The 14,728-nt window shown below is 54.7% G+C and carries 13 protein-coding genes and 1 pseudogene; 4 read left to right on the top strand and 10 right to left on the bottom strand.

What is annotated here, in order from left to right; genetic code table 11:
* Positions 1 to 162: 162 nt before the first annotated feature.
* Both IPI63_RS11835 and IPI63_RS11830 read right to left on the bottom strand, forming a co-directional pair.
* Complete coding sequence (locus tag IPI63_RS11835) at positions 163 to 2,019, bottom strand: amylo-alpha-1,6-glucosidase (RefSeq protein WP_292478613.1); 1,857 nt, start codon at positions 2,017 to 2,019, stop codon at positions 163 to 165.
* A complete protein-coding gene (locus IPI63_RS11830) occupies positions 2,016 to 3,500 on the bottom strand; it encodes a glycoside hydrolase family 57 protein (RefSeq protein ID WP_292478612.1) in 1,485 nt (494 codons plus the stop codon). Before IPI63_RS11830 ends, IPI63_RS11835 begins: the two co-directional genes overlap by 4 nt.
* 145 nt (positions 3,501 to 3,645) lie before the next feature.
* On the opposite strand from IPI63_RS11830, the gene IPI63_RS11825 reads away from it, so the two are divergent.
* Positions 3,646 to 4,485 (top strand): CPBP family intramembrane glutamic endopeptidase, encoded by an 840-nt coding sequence (locus tag IPI63_RS11825; RefSeq protein ID WP_292478610.1) that lies wholly within the window; start codon positions 3,646 to 3,648, stop codon positions 4,483 to 4,485.
* A gap of 259 nt (positions 4,486 to 4,744) precedes the next feature.
* Here the strand turns inward: IPI63_RS11825 and IPI63_RS11820 are convergent, their stop codons facing one another.
* From IPI63_RS11820 to IPI63_RS11810, 3 genes are all read right to left on the bottom strand, one after another.
* Positions 4,745 to 5,062 (bottom strand): hypothetical protein, encoded by a 318-nt coding sequence (locus IPI63_RS11820; RefSeq protein WP_292478609.1) that lies wholly within the window; start codon positions 5,060 to 5,062, stop codon positions 4,745 to 4,747.
* Positions 5,063 to 5,406: 344 nt separating this feature from the next.
* A complete protein-coding gene (locus IPI63_RS11815; RefSeq protein WP_214083658.1) occupies positions 5,407 to 5,667 on the bottom strand; it encodes a winged helix-turn-helix domain-containing protein in 261 nt (86 codons plus the stop codon).
* A gap of 44 nt (positions 5,668 to 5,711) precedes the next feature.
* Positions 5,712 to 6,194 (bottom strand): metal-dependent hydrolase, encoded by a 483-nt coding sequence (locus IPI63_RS11810; protein WP_292478608.1) that lies wholly within the window; start codon positions 6,192 to 6,194, stop codon positions 5,712 to 5,714.
* Between the two features lie 882 nt (positions 6,195 to 7,076).
* Here IPI63_RS11810 and mmp10 point away from each other — a divergent pair.
* Both mmp10 and IPI63_RS11800 read left to right on the top strand, forming a co-directional pair.
* Entirely contained in the window at positions 7,077 to 8,438 is a 1,362-nt protein-coding gene (gene mmp10, locus IPI63_RS11805) for a methyl coenzyme M reductase-arginine methyltransferase Mmp10 (RefSeq protein ID WP_292478607.1), read from the top strand.
* Between the two features lie 50 nt (positions 8,439 to 8,488).
* Positions 8,489 to 8,815 carry a hypothetical protein gene (locus IPI63_RS11800; RefSeq protein ID WP_292478606.1) on the top strand — a complete coding sequence of 109 codons (327 nt, stop codon included), beginning with the start codon at positions 8,489 to 8,491 and terminating at the stop codon, positions 8,813 to 8,815.
* Here the strand turns inward: IPI63_RS11800 and IPI63_RS11795 are convergent.
* The 5 genes from IPI63_RS11795 to ade all read right to left on the bottom strand — a co-directional run bounded on the left by IPI63_RS11795 (position 8,812) and on the right by ade (position 12,348).
* The gene (locus tag IPI63_RS11795; RefSeq protein WP_292478605.1) at positions 8,812 to 9,735 is read right to left on the bottom strand and encodes a TIGR04013 family B12-binding domain/radical SAM domain-containing protein; all 924 of its coding nucleotides are present in this window, start codon (positions 9,733 to 9,735) and stop codon (positions 8,812 to 8,814) included. The two genes, IPI63_RS11800 and IPI63_RS11795, sit on opposite strands and share 4 nt — an antisense overlap.
* Complete coding sequence (locus tag IPI63_RS11790; RefSeq protein WP_292478604.1) at positions 9,668 to 9,913, bottom strand: hypothetical protein; 246 nt, start codon at positions 9,911 to 9,913, stop codon at positions 9,668 to 9,670. The genes IPI63_RS11795 and IPI63_RS11790 overlap by 68 nt, the downstream gene beginning before the upstream one ends.
* The gene (locus IPI63_RS11785; RefSeq protein WP_292478603.1) at positions 9,910 to 10,179 is read right to left on the bottom strand and encodes an amphi-Trp domain-containing protein; all 270 of its coding nucleotides are present in this window, start codon (positions 10,177 to 10,179) and stop codon (positions 9,910 to 9,912) included. The genes IPI63_RS11790 and IPI63_RS11785 overlap by 4 nt, the downstream gene beginning before the upstream one ends.
* Before the next feature lie 113 nt (positions 10,180 to 10,292).
* The gene (locus IPI63_RS11780) at positions 10,293 to 10,568 is read right to left on the bottom strand and encodes an amphi-Trp domain-containing protein (RefSeq protein WP_214064613.1); all 276 of its coding nucleotides are present in this window, start codon (positions 10,566 to 10,568) and stop codon (positions 10,293 to 10,295) included.
* A gap of 64 nt (positions 10,569 to 10,632) precedes the next feature.
* Entirely contained in the window at positions 10,633 to 12,348 is a 1,716-nt protein-coding gene (gene ade, locus IPI63_RS11775) for an adenine deaminase (protein ID WP_292478602.1), read from the bottom strand.
* Positions 12,349 to 12,506: 158 nt separating this feature from the next.
* Between ade and IPI63_RS11770 the strand changes: the two are divergent.
* Positions 12,507 to 14,719: pseudogene (locus tag IPI63_RS11770) on the top strand (CDC48 family AAA ATPase).
* The last annotated feature ends 9 nt before the right edge of the window (positions 14,720 to 14,728 follow it).

Here is a 14,728-nt window from a genome sequence, read left to right as displayed (position 1 = left end):
TTCAATCCTAGATCTTTAAGTACATGAAGTAGTCCACCTTTCGGCACAGGAAAATTCAAATGTATGATAGGTCTTTTTCTTACCCCGGGCTGGCCTGCTCCCTCATCCCAAACGCCAAGATCTCATCGTCTCCGCCGGAGATGTCTCTTCAGGCATATCTGTTCAACCCTGCAGCTCCTCATAAGCCCTGAGCAGCTCCCCCACCGACCAGGCCTGGGAGAAGCATCCCCCTGAATTTTGGGGCAGCTCGCCATCGAAGATCTCGGGGATGGTGCCCATTTCATCAGCCAGATCCAGCAGCGGCCTTAAGGCCTCCAATCCGCCCTTCAGAGCCTCGGCCGTCCTGCCGTTCACCGCCAGGAGGAGATCGATATAGGGGCCGATGAGCCAGGGCCAGACTGTGCCCTGATGATAACTGCTGTCCCTCTCTGAAGGGCCTCCAGAATACCGGCCAGCATACCGGGGATCGCGGGGGGAGAGGGTCCTCAGGCCGAAGGGGGTGAGCAGCTCTCGCTCCACCACCTCCAGAATGCTCCTTCTCATCACATCAGGCAGAAGATCGGGAATTGCTGCTGCAATGATCTGATTGGGGCGGATGGAGGCGTCCTCATGATCTATAACATCGAAAAGACAGCCGTTCTCGCTGTTCCAGAACCGGGGGTAGCTGCTCTGAACTCTCTTTGCAAGCTGAGCAATCCCCGGATCCAGGGGCACCCTCAGAGCCTGGGCAAAGCACTCCATCCTCCTCAGGGCGGAGTACCAGAGGGCATTTATCTCGCAGCACTTCCCCCTCCTGGGGGTGACAGGCCTCGTTTCCACCCTGGCATCCATCCAGGTGAGGGCCGGACCGGAGATGATCAGGCCGTCCTCGTCTGCTCCGAAGTCCTCGCCCGGCTGGGAGTACCTCTCAACCACCTCTAAGAGCCCCGGCCACAGCTCGGCCAGAAACTCCAGATCTTCTGTTGCATCATAGTATCTGCCCACTGCCTGGATAAACCACAAAGAGGCGTCGACGGTGTTATAGGACCGGGCCCCAAGGTCGTTGGGCAATACCCCGTCCTTCATCTCCCTGGCAAAGGATCTGAGGACCTGCTTTGCCTCCTCGAATCGGCCGGTGGTGAGGAGAAGGCCGGGGAGGGCGATCATGGCATCCCTTCCCCAGTCATCAAACCAGTGGTAGCCGGCGATGAGGCTCAGAGCATTGCCCCTCTTCACCAGGAAGCTGTCTGCCGCCCGGGCGAGAGAGGGCACGGGCGCCTTCAATGACCTCAAGCGCTCCCTCTCCCTATCCAGATCCCCCCTCCAATCGGGCATCTCTCTCCTCCAGGTGGAGGCGATGATGGCGAACTCGGCCTCTCCAGCCACATCTATCTCGAAACGACCGGGGGAGAGGAGGTTCTCCTTCCAGCCCAGGCCCCGGCGACGCTCCTCTTCGTACTCGAAATTGTAGTAGACGCTCTCCTGGGGGATATAGCGGGCCAGGTCAGAGAAGATGAAAAAGCGGGTCTGGGAGACGATTGCCGTTCCATTCTCCCAGGCCTCCTGATGCATAGGGGGAAGCTCGCTTGAGGCATGGAAGCTGCGATCGTGGATCAGAGGAACGATGCACAGCCGCCCTGAGTACTTCCTGACCCTGTAGCTGACGATTGTGCTGTTCTCATTTCTGGCCATGGAGACAGTCTTCTCCAGAGTCGTCTGGCCCATCTGATAGCAGAACCTGGGGAAGGGATCAGTGGCAAACTCCCGCAGGTGAGTGAAGCCCTGAGGATAGATCGCCCCCGGATACTGATGATTGCTCAGACGGTACTCGCCCAGCTCCTCGTCCAGGCTGGAGAGCAGCAGCCTGCGCCCGGCAGGCGGATCGGTGGCCGCCACCAAAAGACCGTGATAGGCTCTGCTGTTGCTGCAGTTGGCTGTCGAGGAGGCATAGCTGCCCAGACCATTGGCCACCAGCCACTCCCGCGAGGTGCCCTGAGAGTAGTCCGCTGGCCGGAAGGGTCGATCTGATCCTGCAGTCATCTTCCATCACCCTCCCCGGCCAGCGAAGCTGCCACCGCCTGGATAAGGCCTTCTCTCAGCCTTCTCCCTTTGAGCTTCTGCATCCCGGCCAGCCTCTCCGCCAGAGCTCTGTCGCCCAGGCTGGTCTCCGCCCAGAGGACATAATCGCCCTTGACGTTATGGTATTCCAGGGAGGGGAGGGGGATCTGGCCCAAGATGGCCTCCAGGCCCATCAGCGTCCAGGCGAACTCGCCGGTGAACTGGTCTATCCCGGTGGCAAAACGGAAGGGAGAGTCGGCCAGATGGGTCTTCCTGCTCAGGCGGCCATGCAGGTCGCATAAGACGGCAAAGTAGGTGACTGCAGCATCATAGGGAGAGCTATAGGGGCTGAAGTAGCTGTGCACCTCGCCCGGCCCCCCTCCATGGGTGAAGATATAGTAGAGGTGATCGGAGAGCCCGAGCATCCTCCAGATGGCCAAAAGATCGGGATCTCTGCTCTCTTTAGCCGGGGCCTCCAACCTCTTTTGATAGATGAAACAGGCATGCTGAAGGGCATTCCCCAGCCAGCAACTGGTGTCCCTCTCCAGATCCGCCCAGGAGACATGCCTCTCTACTGAGATCTCCCTCTCCGGTGGAATGAGTCTGGCTATCTCGCTGGGCTTGGCGAACTGAAGGCTCTCGTGGCGGAGAATCTGCTCGGGCAGGGCGCGAAGGAATTCGAAGATCCCGGTATCTGTCCACTGGTGCTCGCCGAAGGTCTCGTAGTCGCAGAAGATGTTTATGCATCTGCCCCTGACTGCTGACAGCCAGTAGGCGTACTTGTCTGCAGTGAGGGGGTACTCCTCCCAGTTGTGAGAGGAGAAGCGAAAGCCGATATCATCGGTGAGCTGGTAGTTTCGCAAAAGGAGGCTGATGCTGGTGTTTGGCGGGCGGTAGACATAATTGGGATCTGCAACCACCCCCTCTGTGAATATGGCTTTATAGCCCATCCGGTCTGCTATTTCAGCGATCTGATCGCTGTAGATCAGCTCAGTGTTCTCAAAGGTCGTGGGCCGCAGGGCGAAAATATCCCAGATCAGCTCCCGATGCATCTTGATCTGCTCGATGAACTCTCCGGGATCATCATAAAGGCTGGCCAGGCTGTGATAGTAGGTCTGCTCCATCACCTCTACCATTCCCGTCTCCACCAGGCCGGAGAAGGAGTCGAGGACATCCGGACGGTACCTTTGACATTCCTCCAGGAATACCCCTGAGAAGCTGTAGGCCACCTTGAAGGGCCTGTCCGTCTCCTTGAGCTTTTTTATCCCCTCCAGGATGGCCTGGTTGGCGGGCAGGTAGCATTTGTCAGATACCCGGTCGAAGATCCTCCGGTTCTCTGGCTCATCGAAGTAGTATGCCGATAAATCAGGTACCACCTGCCGGTTCAGGTAGCCGTCCCAGAAGAAGTTCTTCCTCAAGCGGATTGGCTGATGGACCTCAAAAGAGAGGGAGACAAGAGTCATGCTATCCTTTCAGGCTGCAAATTATTTACATCCTTCGCATTTCATCCCCCTCAGGACCAGGCAGAAGGAGGGCCACCTCACGTGGCTGCATCGAACCGATCCGAGGGAATATCTTAAATCTTTTAGGCAATCATTGGCCAATCACATGAAGCTTGAGAACGCAGAGAGATATTATCTGGACCTGATATTTCCCGTATTTTTAATAATGTCAGCCGAACTTCTGATCTTCTTCGGCCACTCTGAGGCAGCAATGTACATTCATGCATTGAACCTGATCTTCCTCAGCCTATCATCGATATTCATTAGAAACCGCACCTACCCCGCCCTCATGCTCTTGCCTTTATTCCGGCTATTGAATGTCGCGATGCCCGTCTTCTTCCATCTGACCCTCTACTCCTATGTTCTGGTCTATGCGCCCATGTTCATTCCCATCTATCTGATACTGAAGGAGAAATTCATAACCAGAGAGGAGGCGGGTTTGACCTTTGAGAGGTTCTGGTATTATCTGCCCCTATCCGTATCCCTGGGGTTGGTCCTGGGGTGGGGGGAGTATCTGGTTCTCAAGCCCCAGATGCTGACAGTGGAGAATGATCTCCAGGACATTCTCATCTTAGTCCTGACCATGATCATATTCGTGGGGGTGGTGGAGGAGTTCGTCTTCCGATCGGCCTTGCAGACGGTGCTCCAGGAGAGGATCGGCCTTGTGTCAGGGCTGCTGCTGACCAGTCTGATATTCGGTTTCATGCATAGTGGCTACCGCCTGCCTCTGGAGCTATTCTATGTGACTATAGCCGGCCTGGCCTTTGGGATTCTATTCTGGTTCTCAAAGAGTCTTCCCATAATCGCCCTGGCCCACGGGATCACCAATATATCTCTCTTCCTCATCGCTCCCCTCAAGCAGGAGATGCTGCCCTATTTGATCATCGGACCTCTATTCCTGTTTCTTTTTTATGCTTATGCCCTGAAGAGGCTAGGGCACGTTTGACCATTTGAGTTTTATCAGGAAAAAAAGATGTAAAAGAGAAATGATGTAAAAGAGAAATGATATGAAAGAGAAAAAATATAGAAGAGAAAAGATATAAAAGGGAAGATGTAAAAGGGAAGATGTAAAAGGGAAGATGTAAAAGGGAAGATGTAAAAGGGACGATATAAAAGGATGATATAAAGAAAAAAATACAGTCTTGATTTATAAAAACACAATAGAAGTTATCATGGAGGAGGCAATCAGCAACGGCCAGGTCCTTCTAGCCGCCGATGACCTCCATAACCTTATAGCCTACAATTAAGAAGAAGGTTATGACCATGGGAGCGATTGAGATGTTAAGCAGCGTAGAGAGGCGCCTGTGCCAGTAGGATGAGGCAGATAATATCTCCGAGGCACTCAGGAGAGCGATGAGGCACAGGACGCTCACAACGCTGATATCGGCGACACCTACTGTGGCAAAGGTGCTTACCGCAGAGGTGGTGCTCATGGAGCTGGTGGCGCTCAATGTGCTGGTTGCACTGGCTGCTGCAGTCGCACTCATGGTGCTGCTGACTGTACTCAACATCGATGAAAGCATATCATATCTCTCTTTATTGGTTTGGTTATCAATATTCCATGCCTGGTTGTTACCGACTGGAAATGGATTATCTTTATGGATATTTAAAGATGTCCCTTGAAAGCGGGAGAACTATATAAAAAATCTATTTGTAAATTAAGGGATCTAGCCGTTATACCAACCATACGGGCTATTTTTATCTCAGAGGACGGCTGTATTCTACAAAATTTTTCTATAGGTCCAGCAATGGTGGACATCCCTGAGCTTATATAGAGGTAAAAGATATCTCCATGCCCCCTGTCTTATAGATTTCTGGCCTGCGCAGTCCCATAATGCCGATGCGAGGCCCTCGCTGATAGATCAGCCTAAACCTTGAGGCCCTCCATCAGCTTATGGAGGCCCTCCAGCCGGTCCCGCATCTCCAGGCCCTTTCTCGTTGTCTTGTAGAGCCGGGGGGAGGCCTCAATAAATTCCAGGAGATTGTTTTTCATGAGGATGTGAAGATATGCCTTAACGATGGCAAAGCTGGTATTGGTTCGATAGACTATTCTGGTTATATTCTCCCCGTCTTCGCACAGATGCAAGATCTCTACTACGATCTGATCTTTGCTCCTTCGCTCCCTCATAACATATCATCTCAAAAAATTATATAAGTTCCTAATACTTATAATTATTCGCAGATCTGTGCTTTTGCCAGAATCAAGCTCCTTTTTTGATAGATAAGGATGAGCAGGTAGCCTAGGCCCAGCAGCTCAGGGATAAGGATTCCGGGATCCTCCAGGCCCGTGAGAAGCATCTGTAAGTAGCTCAATGTATCCATATAGGGGGCGCGCGGAAATCCACCCAGAAGCGGCCAGAGGAGGATGATGGGAGAGCTCCACATGGAGTCCAAGATGAGATGCACCAAAACCCCCCAGGTGAGGGAGGCCATTTTGATATCCTGCAGATGAAAAGAGATAGCTGCCAGAATGATCAGGAAAAGAAGGGTATGGGCGAATGTTCTTCCCATATTCGCGCTCCCGAATACCAGCAGGCCTAAGGGCTTATCCAGGATATCGGGGAGCATGGATCCCAGGGCTAGAAACATCAGATCCAGTCGGCTGCTGAGGCGGGCAGTGGCCAGGGCAAGGCCCACATGGGCGAAGAGGAGCATTGGAGATGTGTCTGAAGGAAAGATATAAAATTATTTTGCTGTTCATCCCATATTATGCAGTCCATATTCGCGCTATCGAGATAGGGGAGTTGATTAAAAATCTTTGTTTGAAAAGATTATCCGCATGGACGTAGAGTAACGATAGTAGGATACGTAACGGCTACGAGATTATGGCCTTTCTGGACGTTACCGAAAGTTTTAAGTTATCATCTATAAATAATTTAAAAAATTGGAAGAAGATTGAAATGATATCGCTATTCGGAGTGAAATGAAAAGGACATAAAATATATAGCGTGTTACATAGATGTATTCCGCATAAACCAGAACAGGGAATCAATCTTTTGGCAAGCAATGGTTGAAAATGAAATTGCATATTTTCATACGAAAAGAGGTTGGCTGCACCTATGGAGAGATTATAACTGAGGGATTAACAGGGCTCGAGCCGCAGCTGAGAGCCCTGTCATTTTATTGAAAAATGTGCACAACCCAAGGCTTCATTCAGCTCTTAATTGCAGATCTCCGCTTCATTTCGAAGTGAAGGTTGCTCAAATATCATTTGCATGAAAAAGAATTCGCTTATCCCTCGAAAGCCATTGTTCATGGGGGTTTAACTACCTTTCTACTGTCAGGGGCCCACTCCACCCGGCAGTACATCGCTCACATGATTCAGCGAAGAACCTGCTTTTCACGAGGTTCGCTGTCACAGAGATTATTTATTTAATTATAATTATTATTAAAATGTATATGTCTTACATTTAATTATAATTTAGGATCCGTTTAATTAATTATTCAGATATACGCTATGTTTTGCTGTATTTTATCTGGAAACTTATCTCATAATCTAACATAAGATTTAATTACCCTTACAACAAATAAGAGACCATGGAAGCAGTCGTTGATGTAGGAGGTAGGCCGGGCTTTGACTGCGGGGGATTTTGTAGCTTCTGTTATTTCAAAGGGGTAAACTGGATAGAACCGCTGGGCTGCAAACAGTGCGCACCACATAAAAAAGGATGCGATTACTGTTCTAGATATATCTTAGAGATCCAGCCCGGCTTCAAGTCCCTGGACCAACTGATATTCGAAGCCTCCCAACAATGCACCTTTTCCCGGCCAGATGCTATAACCATAAAAGGAAACGGTGATGCCAGCTTTCATCCAGACCTGCTCAAACTGGTTCAAACCCTCAGCAATGGCGAGATCCCAATCCAGCTGGATTACACCAGTGGAAAGGGCTTCTCCCGGGGAGATGAGGCCGGCCCCTTGGTCGACGCCGGCCTCAAGAGGATCAGCTTCTCTGTCTTCTCCACCAATCCGGAGCTCCGCCGCAGATATGTGAATGATAAACATCCTGAGGCAGTGCTCGCAAATCTCAGCACTTTCTGCGAGAGGGCCGATCTTTATGCCATGATCGTCCTCATACCGGGGATAAACGATGGCCCTGAGCTGGAGAAGACCTGTCAGGATCTAAGCGATATGGGGGCAAAAGGCCTGATGCTCATGTCATTTGCCAATAGCAAAGAGCAGGGGCTCATCTTTGGAAACGATCCAGTGATGCCGGGCATAATTCCATATTCGGTAGAGGAGATCAGCAGAATTGCCACCAAGATCTATGAGCAGTATGATATGAGGGTCATAGGGACCCCCCTTTGGGATCCCCTGACGGGAGCGCCCTTCGCCCTGGCCCATCATAAAGAGGAGCTGGATCGATTGCCTGCCATAGAGAGGAGCGCTACCATCATCACCAGCTCTGTGGCCTATCCACTCCTATCAGCCATATTCGAGGAGCTGGGGGAGGCTGTGAATGTGGTTGCAGTGAATAAGGAGATCGGCGGCCTCATCACCATTGAGGACTTCAACCGCCTGGACCTGGAGGACATAAAGGAGACGGTGCTCATCCCGGGAATGGTCTTAGCCCATGACAGAGAGATTCGCCGAGCGCTTCGCCGGGATGGGGTTCGGAGGCTGGTCTTCAGAGGGCCAGATGCCCTCACCGTCGAATCGGAGAGAAGCATCTACTTGACCCGGGAGGAGGTCATAGCCAGAGAGCTGGAGGCATTCAGCGGCCTGATATTCCAGATCAATGAGCTGGGAGGGGATCTGGAGGAATCCTCGTCCGGCAGGCAGCTTCAAGATCGATATGGATTGAAGAGCGGCGATGGACCTCATTGCCAGGAGAGTTCTATTGAATCTGAAGAGAATGAGGAGGTTGAGATCGCTGCCCAATGGCTCTCTGACGATTAATTTTATCTCTTATCCCCGCCAGTCCACCGATGGTGACTTGATTGAGCGAGATGAGAGAGTTAGTGATAAACAAGGACGAGTACCTGAATTTCCTGGCGGACCGCCTGAGGCTGAAGGGCACATGCCAAAGGGAGATTGAGAATGTAAGCTTCCCCTTCCTCTTCGCTTCCGGAAGCGAGCTGCTGCGAACCTATATCCTGGGCGAATCCGAGTTCACCTCCACCCTGCCAGACCGGTACAGGCTCCCGGACAGGGGCTTCATCTGGTTCCTGTTCTCACAGTCTGTAAGGGAGATCCAGGTGCTGCCCGATAAGATGATAATAAGATATGAGCTGCAAGACGAATACCGCAAGCCTTTCCGGCAGTTTTACCTCTAGCCCCAACTGCCTGACAGGCGGCCTTTCTGAGCCAGGCTGCCCAGCAGAGCCTCTGCATCTCTGGAGAGGGGAGAGGGGGTCTCCTCCCAGAGAGGAGTTCCGGGCAGGGGCATGAACCGGTGCGCCCGCACCTTTCCTCCTTTTCCCTCGATCCATCTGACCAGGTCCAGAGACATCTGCTGATCCTCTGCAGACTCCATCGGCAGGCCGAATATCAGATCCACCTGGGGAATGAGGCCATGCTCTAAGATGATCTCGCAGGCAGACTCTATCTCCTCCCTGCCATGCCCCCTTCCAATCCTCTCCAGGACGGCTGGGCTGCCGGACTGACCTCCCAGGCTGATGCTCCTGTTGGCACAGTGCCGGGTTATGATCTCCAGGGCCTCATCAGATACGAAATCGGGCCTCACCTCAGAGGGAAAGGTGCCGAAGTAGATGGGCTTCTTCTGCCCGCGGAGGGCTTCCAGCAGGGCGCTGACCTTCTCCAGCCGGGGGCGCCTGCCATCGGAGCCATAGGCGAGAGAGTTGGGAGAGGTGAAACGGATATCTTTATGGCGGCGGGCGAATCTGGAGATGACGGGGATGGAGCGGTGGCGCATGCAGCGCCCGAAGAGGCGGGGGGTCTGGCAGTAGGCACAGCCCCAGGGGCAGCCGCGGGTGATCTCTATAGGGGCAAGGATGCTGCTGAAAGGAGGATAGCAGTCCAGATCCACAGGCGGCCTATCCCCGGTATAGATCGCCTCCTCCCCTCTTCTGTAGGCTATGCCCCGGACACTAGCTGCCCCTCTGCCCGTCTCTATGGCATCTATCAGCTCGGGCAGGGTCTCCTCTCCCTCCCCTATGACTACATAATCAAAATACTCCAGGGCCTCCGCCGGGCAGGGCAGAGGGATGAGGGCCGCCGGCGACGAAGAGGGCATCCAGCCCCGCCTCCCGGGCCTGGTTGACCTCGTGGTAAACCTCCCCAGCCTGGGGAGTGGCAAAACTGTAGAGCATGATTCCCGCCCTCGGCCCCGGGGCCAGATCGGCCCGGAGCAGGGGCATGAGGGCGGCAATGCTATAAGAATTCTTGTTATTCTGGCGAAACCATTTTTTCACGGAAACTCTTTGAGGGTCAGCCGAATCTCGAACTCTCTTTTGCCCGGTTCAGAATCAAACCTCACCTCTGCCATCATGGGCTCATTGGGAGTCATTCCCAAAGTCCATCCACCATAAGAGGCCTCAACCCGTCCTCCGCCCTCGAACTCATTCGCCAGACCGCGCATCATCTCTGCCATCTCGGCACGATTCATATAAAGTTCCTGCTTGAACTTATCTCCTCCAAAGGGGGTGCCCTTGGTTCTGCCTGGTCTTCCTTGGATCATTACCATTTTCTATCACCGACCTGTAAATGGATCCGGTTCCATAAAAAGTTTGCTATTGGCAGGTTTTCTGGTTATGATTTCAGTGCTAACTCCCAAAACCGCTTTTGTTTTATTCACGGGAACTCTTTGAGCTTCAACTGAACCTCCAGCTCCCTTCTGCTCGGATCGTGCTTGAACTGTATCTCTGCCTTGAGGGGCTCATTGGGATTCACTCCCAAAGTCCAATCAGCATAAGAGGCCTCAACCCTCCCTCTGTTCTCGATCTCGCTCGCCAGACCGCGCATCATATCTGCCATCTCGCCAGCAGTCATGTAGATCTCCTGCTCGAACTTATCTCCTCCCGAGGGTGAGCCCTTGGTCCTGCCCGATCTTCCACTTATCCTTACCATTTACTATCACCGATTTGAATTGAGTCTGGTTCCATAAAAGACTTCCCGTTGGCGGGTTTCCGGATCATTCGAACAGGGGAACCAGCCGGAAGGCCGGGACATCCACCAGCCCCCTGTCGGTGAGCTTCAGCTCCGGGATCACAGGCAGAGAGAGAAAGGAGAGGGCCATGAAGGGATCTTTCAGGCAGCAGCCCAATCCTTTCGCTGCATCGATGCACTCATCAATCCCCTCTGCCACCTCCTGCATATGGCTCTCTGAGAGCAGCCCGGCTACAGGCAGAGGCAGAGAGGCCAGGGCCCGGCCCCCCTCCACTGCCACCAGACCGCCGTTCATCCCCTTGATGGCACTGACTGCAGCCAGCATCTCCTCATCCCCGGTCCCGACCACGACGATATTGTGGGAGTCGTGGGCCACGGATGTGGCCAGAGCGCCCTTCATTAGGCGGAAGCCCTGCACCAGACCCAGGCCCACATTGCCCGTGGCCCTGTGCCTCTCGATCACTGCCAGCTTGAGGATATCCTGATCAATGTCCGGCAGCACCACCCCATCCCGGATGCGGGGGAAGAGGGACAGAGATCGGGTGATGATCTGGCCGGGGACGATGCCAATGGTCCGGGCAGGCCCCTTCCCAGCCCGGATCTCAAAAGATCGGCGGCTGAGGGTAGCGATCTGCATCGGCTTATGAAGGGCCCGGGCCGGCTTATTCATGCGGACGATGAGATCGCCATCCCTGGCCACCAGCCTGCCGTCCTTGAATACCTGCACCACCCTCGGCTCCTCCAGGCCGTCCAGGACGGCGATGTCCGCCCGGTAGCCGGGTGCTATGGCCCCCAGGTCGGCCAGGCCGAAGTAGCGGGCGGCATTGAGGCTGGAGATCTGCAGGGCGACGATGGGATCAAGACCCTCTCTAATTGCTCTTCTCAGCATAAAATCGATATGCCCTTCCAGGAGGATATCCCTTGGGTGGCGGTCGTCTGATACGAAGAGGAAGTGGCGGGAGTTTTCAGGCGTGATCAGAGGCAGGAGTTCTGAGAGGTTGCTGGCGGCGCTTCCCTCCCGCAGCATGATGAACATCCCTGAGAACAGCTTCTCATCCGCCTCAGCCAGGGTGGTACACTCATGATCCGATCTTATGCCCGCACAGATGTAAGCGGATAGATCCTGGCCGGAGAGGCGGGGGGCATGGCCGTCCACAAGCCGTCCCCCTGCCAGCCGGATCTTATCCATGAGCTGCGGATCCCGGAAGATGACCCCAGGATAGTTCATGACCTCGGCCAGGCCAATCACCCCCTCCTCCCTCAATAGCCCGGCCAGAGAATCAGGCCCCAGGAGAGCTCCAGCCGTCTCCATGTCAGTGGCCGGGACACAGGAAGGGAGCATGACGAAGACGTTCAGAGGAACATCTCTCGCTGAATGAAGGATATAGCGGACCCCCTCCTCGCCCCAGACGTTGGCGATCTCATGGGGGTCGGCGATCACTGTGGTGGTTCCATGAGGGACCACTGCCCGTGCATACTCTGGAACGGTGACCATGCTGCTCTCAATATGGACATGGCCGTCGATGAACCCCGGGGCCAGGATCAGGTCATCCAAATGCACAGTCTCGCGAGCACTGCTGCAACTAAAGCCCACGATCATCCCTCTGTGCACAGCAACATCTGCTCTGCGAACCTCGCCCGATATGAGGTTGGCGACCGATCCCCCGAGAAGGAGGAGATCGACCTCGATCTCGCCTCTGGCCGCGGCTATAAGCTCCTCCATACTCTCTTTCTGGACCATGACAATCAATTGCAGTCGATCCTATTTAAAAGAGACATTCCAGCAGTCAGAGTCCAACCGGCCCAATGGAATAGAGAGATCGGTTCCTTTTTTGAATAAAAAAAAAACCCATCGACACCAGATAGATTTAAATCGAGAAGCATAGATAGACTGAAACTGTGCGTGAATTCAAGGATATAGCTTTAAAGGTGGCCAAAGCCTATCCCAATGACTCTGCCCGGGGCATCGCTCGCCTGGACCCCAATGCCCTTTTGACCCTGAGGCTCAGCCCGGGAGACATCATTGAGATTGAGGGGAAGAGGCTCACTGCAGCCAAGGTCTGGCGGGCCGACCGGCAGGACTGGTCTCAGGATTACATCAGGATAGACGGCTTCATCCGCCAGAATGCCGGGGTTGGCATCGGAGACAAGGTGAAGATCCGCAAGGCCAGGTATGCCGAGGCGCAGAGGATCGTCCTCGCTCCCCCCACAGGTTCACATATGCACTACGGGGATGAGGCTGCAGATATGATCCGCCGCCAGACCCTCAAGCGGCCGGTGGTGGCGGGGGATATCCTCCCCATCATGAGCGCAGGCAGCCATCCCTTTGCGGGGCGGATGGAGCCAGTGCCTTTGGTGGTGACAGAGACCCATCCTGATGATGTGGTGGTGATCTGCGAGAGGACGGAGATCGTTCTCCTGGAGAAGCCGGCCAAGAGCGTTCGATCGGTCAAGGCCACTGGAATCACTTATGAGAATGTGGGCGGCCTGCGCTCAGAGGTGCAGCGGGTAAGGGAGATGATCGAGCTGCCCATAAAGCATCCAGAGATATTCCAAAAGCTCGGCATCGAGCCGCCCAAAGGGGTTCTTCTCTACGGCCCGCCGGGCACAGGAAAGACCCTGATCGCCAAGGCAGTGGCCAATGAGAGCGGGGCGAACTTCATCTCCATCGCCGGGCCGGAGATCATGTCCAAATACTATGGCGAGAGCGAGCAGAGGCTGAGGGAGATCTTCGAGGAGGCGCAGAAGTCCGCCCCTTCCATCATCTTCATCGACGAGATCGATTCCATTGCGCCCGGAGGGGCGAGGTCACAGGAGAGGTGGAGAGAAGGGTGGTGGCCCAGCTTCTGGCCATGATGGACGGCCTGAAGGAGAGGGGGCAGGTGGTGGTGATAGGAGCCACCAACCGGGAGGAGGCCATCGACCCCGCCCTTCGCCGGCCGGGGCGGTTTGACAGAGAGATCGAGATCGGGGTCCCGGATAGAGCGGGGAGAGTGGAGATCCTGCAGATCCATATGCAGAATATGCCTGTGGCAGATGACGTCAACCTGGAAGGGCTGGCGGACAGGATGCATGGCTTTGTGGGGGCGGATGTGAATGCCCTGTGCAAAGAGGCGGCCATGAAGGCCCTCCGCCGCTACCTGCCCGATCTCACCTCAGAGGATGAGATACCGCGGGAGATCATCGATCAGATGCAGGTCACGGGCTCTGACTTCGAGGAAGCTCTCAAGGAGATCGAGCCCTCGGCCATGAGAGAGGTTCTGGTGGAGGTGCCCCGAGTCAACTGGACGGATATGGGCGGGCTGGGATCCTTGAAGCAGGAGCTGATCGAGTCCATAGAGTGGCCCATCAAACACCCGGAGAAGTTCCAGAGGATGGGCATAAGGCCGCCCAAGGGAATTCTCCTCTACGGGCCGCCGGGTACAGGCAAGACCATGATCGCCCAGGCGGTGGCCAATGAGACATCTGCCAACTTCATAAGCATCCGGGGCCCGCAGATGCTCTCCAAGTGGGTGGGCGAGTCAGAGAAGGCGATAAGAGAGATATTCCGCAAGGCAAGGCAGGTCTCGCCGGCGATCATATTCTTCGATGAGCTGGACTCCCTCGCCCCTATGAGAGGGGTGGAAGAGGGGAGCAGGGTGATGGAACGGGTGGTAAACCAGCTTTTAGCAGAGCTTGACGGCCTGGAGAGCCTGAAGGATGTTATGGTGATCGCCGCCACCAACCGGCCCGATATCCTTGACCCGGCGCTGCTTCGATCGGGAAGGTTCGACCGCATGCTACTGGTGGGGCCGCCCGACCGGCAGGGGAGATATGAGATCCTCAAGATCCATGCCGCAAAGACGCCCAGGGGAGAGGATGTGAGCCTGGATGAGCTGGCGGAGCTGACCGATGGCTATGTGGGCTCAGATCTGGATAACCTCTGCCGGGAGGGGGCCATGCTCGCTCTGCGGGAGGGGCTGGACAGAGTGGAGATGAGGCACTACCGGGAGGCTTTGAAGAAGGTGAGGCCGAGCGTGGAGGAGCATATGCTCAGCTATTATGAGCGCATAGGCGAGAGGTTCAAGGGCGGAATCAAGGTTGAGCCGACCTCGCTCGCCGGCTACAGATGACCTGGTCCG

This window comes from Methanothrix sp. (genome assembly GCF_016706325.1).
Classification (GTDB): domain Archaea; phylum Halobacteriota; class Methanosarcinia; order Methanotrichales; family Methanotrichaceae; genus Methanothrix.
This window is presented reverse-complemented; position numbering and strand designations above follow the sequence as displayed.

What these genes read in the sequence shown, in the direction of transcription:
- mmp10 (WP_292478607.1), top strand. Translation starts at nt 7,077, where the DNA reads ATGGAAGCAGTCGTTGATGTAGGAGGTAGGCCGGGCTTTGACTGCGGG.
- ade (WP_292478602.1), bottom strand. Translation starts at nt 12,348, where the DNA reads ATGGTCCAGAAAGAGAGTATGGAGGAGCTTATAGCCGCGGCCAGAGGC.
- IPI63_RS11795 (WP_292478605.1), bottom strand. Translation starts at nt 9,735, where the DNA reads ATGCCCTCTTCGTCGCCGGCGGCCCTCATCCCTCTGCCCTGCCCGGCG.
- IPI63_RS11825 (WP_292478610.1), top strand. Translation starts at nt 3,646, where the DNA reads ATGAAGCTTGAGAACGCAGAGAGATATTATCTGGACCTGATATTTCCC.
- IPI63_RS11780 (WP_214064613.1), bottom strand. Translation starts at nt 10,568, where the DNA reads ATGGTAAGGATAAGTGGAAGATCGGGCAGGACCAAGGGCTCACCCTCG.
- IPI63_RS11830 (WP_292478612.1), bottom strand. Translation starts at nt 3,500, where the DNA reads ATGACTCTTGTCTCCCTCTCTTTTGAGGTCCATCAGCCAATCCGCTTG.
- IPI63_RS11835 (WP_292478613.1), bottom strand. Translation starts at nt 2,019, where the DNA reads ATGACTGCAGGATCAGATCGACCCTTCCGGCCAGCGGACTACTCTCAG.
- IPI63_RS11815 (WP_214083658.1), bottom strand. Translation starts at nt 5,667, where the DNA reads ATGAGGGAGCGAAGGAGCAAAGATCAGATCGTAGTAGAGATCTTGCAT.
- IPI63_RS11810 (WP_292478608.1), bottom strand. Translation starts at nt 6,194, where the DNA reads ATGCTCCTCTTCGCCCATGTGGGCCTTGCCCTGGCCACTGCCCGCCTC.
- IPI63_RS11785 (WP_292478603.1), bottom strand. Translation starts at nt 10,179, where the DNA reads ATGATCCAAGGAAGACCAGGCAGAACCAAGGGCACCCCCTTTGGAGGA.
- IPI63_RS11800 (WP_292478606.1), top strand. Translation starts at nt 8,489, where the DNA reads ATGAGAGAGTTAGTGATAAACAAGGACGAGTACCTGAATTTCCTGGCG.
- IPI63_RS11820 (WP_292478609.1), bottom strand. Translation starts at nt 5,062, where the DNA reads ATGCTTTCATCGATGTTGAGTACAGTCAGCAGCACCATGAGTGCGACT.